Genomic DNA, 3,257 nt, shown 5'->3' with positions numbered 1-3,257 from the left:
TACAAAAACACCTCCTATTACATTTCATCCAATTCCGGGTTTTTAAAAAAGAGAATGCCGGCTGATCTGCAACAAACCATTTTACAAACTATTATTAATGTAGAAAGAGACCAACCCATTGAAACGGTTTCTGAAAAATTTAATGTACTTAATTACGGCATGATTGCTTATACAAAAACCGGGCAATGGATGCAGCTATTAGAAAATGAATTAGGCAAGGATGTATTCGACAGTTGTATGAAAGAATATTACCGCCGCTGGAGCTTTAAACATCCTTACCCGGAAGATTTTAAAAAAGTGCTGGAAGAAGTGAGTGGTAAAAATTTAGATGCGACTTTTTCTTTGCTTAATAAAAAAGGTAATGTTACAAAAACTGCTGTAAAAAAAGATTTACGGTTTGCAACTTTATTTAGTTTAAAAGAAACAGATAAGCATAATTATATTTTTGCCGCTCCTGCCGTGGGTGTAAATTTTTATGATAAACTTATGCTTGGGGTAGTATTACACAATTATACTTTACCCACAACAAAATTGCAGTTTGTTGCAGTGCCATTATATGCTGCAGCCAGTAAAAAAATAAATGGTATTGGCAGAATTGGCTATAGCTGGTATCCCGGCAGTAACGGACAAAAAGCAGAAATTTCTGTGGCTGGTTCTTCTTTTACTGCAAACAGCTACAGCGATTCTACAGGTAAAAATAATTATTTAAATTTTTCAAAAATTGTCCCATCTTTTAAATTTGTATTTGCCAATAAAAATCATCGCAGTTCCATTACAAAGTTTTTGCAATGGAAAACTTTTATTATTTCCGAACAGCAATTATCTTTCTCAAGAGATCCCGTACTGCAAATTGATATAATTACTTATCCCAATAAAACAAGGTACATTAACCAATTGCAGTTTGTGATAGAAAATAACAGAAAATTATATCCTTACAAAGCTGTACTGCAGGCAGAACAGGGTGATGGTTTTATAAGAACAAATTTTACAGGGAATTATTATTTTAATTATGCAAAAGGCGGCGGAATGAACTTACGGTTTTTTGCAGGAAAATTCTTATACACAGGCGATAAAACATTTTTAAAAGAGTTTGAAACTGACCCTTATCATTTAAATATGAGCGGCCCGAAAGGCTATGAAGATTATACTTACAGCAATTATTTTGTTGGCCGTAATGAATTTCAAAATGTTTCATCACAGCAAATTATGATACGTGATGGAGGCTTTAAAGTAAAAACAGATTTATTAAGCAGTAAAATTGGCAAAACAGATAACTGGCTCAGCGCTGTTAACATTACATCCGACATTCCTAAAAATATTAACCCATTGCAGATACTACCTGTAAAAATTCCCCTAAAAGTATTTTTTGATGTTGGTACTTATGCTGAAGCATGGGAAAAGAACGCCACAACAAGCCGCTTTATTTATGATGCAGGCCTGCAACTTTCACTATTTAAAAATGTTGTAAATATATACGTGCCACTTTTATACAGCAGGGTTTACAAAGATTATTTTAAATCAACCATACCTGATAAATTGCTTTTAAAAAATATTGCATTTAGTATAGATATTCAAAATTTATCGCTGAAGAAATTGATTCCCCAAATTCCCTTTTGATGGAAAGCATACAATACCTTTTACATCAGCAAATAAATAAAAAAAAATGGGATGACTGTATTGATAATGCAGCAAACGGCTTGTTATATGCTGCCAGCACTTATTTAGATTGCATGGCTCCACAATGGGATGCACTGGTATTAAATAATTACCAAATGGTAATGCCGTTGCCCTGCAGAAAAAAATACCGTATCAATTATTTATTTCAACCTTCTATTACGCCTGCATTGGGAGTTATTGGCAATGGCGTTACTGCAGAAATCATTAATGCATTTCTCCATGCTATACCCAATAAATTTAAAATATGGGATATTAGTTTTAACAGCAGCAATAAAATTTTATTTAATAAAGGGACTATTATTGTAAGAAATAATTATGTTTTAGACCTTACAGATTCTTACAATCAACTCCAGCAAAAATATTCAGAAAATATCAACCGCAATATTGTTAAAGCCATTAAAAGTAATTGTGTTGTAAAAAAAAATATACCGTTCGAAGAAGTTGCAACTATTTGTAAAAAAGAATTTCCGAAATTTACAAATGTAGAAAATGGTTTGTTTGAAAAACTGTATGAAGTTTACAAAGCGTATAAAAACAATGCCGCAACCTACGGTGTTTTTTCAAAAGAAGGCAACTTATTAGCTTCCTGCATTTTTTTGTTTTTTAAGAACAGAGCTTATTACTGGCTGGTGGGCAATACCCCGGAAAGTAAACAATACGGAGCTTCGGCATTATTGGTAGATAGTTTTATACAAGAACATGCAGACAAAAATCTACTACTCGATTTTGAAGGAAGCGATACAGAAAGCGTTGCTGATTTTTATAAAAAATTTGGAGCAGTTATAGAACCATATACCACTTTGTATGTAAATAAACTGCCCTTCCCTTTTAGTTGGGTAAAACCACTGCCACAGCATTATAAATTACTTATTTCAAAATAGAGAGAAAAACTTCATTGGGCTGGATAGCGTTTTTATAATACGCATTCAAATTGCTGTAATCAATTACCTCCACTTTAAAGCCAGCTTTTTGTAACCGGCTTATATAATCCTGCAGTTGATAAATTCTCACATGGTCTTTTTGCCCGTACAATGCTGATTGTTTTTCAGGATTGTTAATTTCAGGAGTTTCTAAGGTGGTTAAAATTGTTGTTGAATAAGGCACTTGTAAAATTGCCCTGCCACCGGGTTTTAAAACACGATACATTTCCTGCATGGCTTTTTTATCATCTGGAATATGCTCCAGAATATGATTACCAATAATTACATCAAAACTATTATCAGCAAAAGATAAACGGGTAGCATCTTCATTTTTTATTTTGTCATCAATAATTTTATAAAACAAAGGCTCAATATCTGCAGTAACTACTTCGTTATGCTGCTTTATAAAATTATAAATATTTTTTTCGGGAGAAAAGTGGAGTATTTTTTTACCAGAGATTTTAATTTCACTTTTCAGCAATGCAATGATGAGTCTTTCTCTTGCAGTGCTTAAACAGGCCGGGAATAATATATTTTCGCAATAACCGGCAATTACTTCATTTGCATTTATGGCATGGGCATTTTCTGCAGCTGGCAGCGAAATACTTGCCGCAAACAACGCCAGGATAACAAAACGCAGAACGTGAGGCATGACTTTTT

The 3,257-nt window shown here is 33.2% G+C and carries 2 protein-coding genes and 1 pseudogene; 2 read left to right on the top strand and 1 reads right to left on the bottom strand.

All coding sequences use genetic code 11. The features are described 5' to 3' along the window. Window positions 1-1,617: pseudogene (locus ACY65O_RS09355) on the top strand (hypothetical protein); the annotation flags it as partial. Then, window positions 1,617-2,558 carry a hypothetical protein gene (locus ACY65O_RS09350; protein WP_462220589.1) on the top strand — a complete coding sequence of 314 codons (942 nt, stop codon included), beginning with the start codon at window positions 1,617-1,619 and terminating at the stop codon, window positions 2,556-2,558. The pseudogene ACY65O_RS09355 and the gene ACY65O_RS09350, both read left to right, overlap by 1 nt. Here the strand turns inward: ACY65O_RS09350 and ACY65O_RS09345 are convergent. Next, window positions 2,545-3,257: class I SAM-dependent methyltransferase (locus tag ACY65O_RS09345; protein ID WP_462220588.1), on the bottom strand; the 713-nt coding region annotated here is incomplete at its 5' end. The two genes, ACY65O_RS09350 and ACY65O_RS09345, sit on opposite strands and share 14 nt — an antisense overlap.

It is taken from the genome of Ferruginibacter sp. (assembly GCF_031430955.1).
GTDB lineage: Bacteria > Bacteroidota > Bacteroidia > Chitinophagales > Chitinophagaceae > Ferruginibacter.
This window is presented reverse-complemented; position numbering and strand designations above follow the sequence as displayed.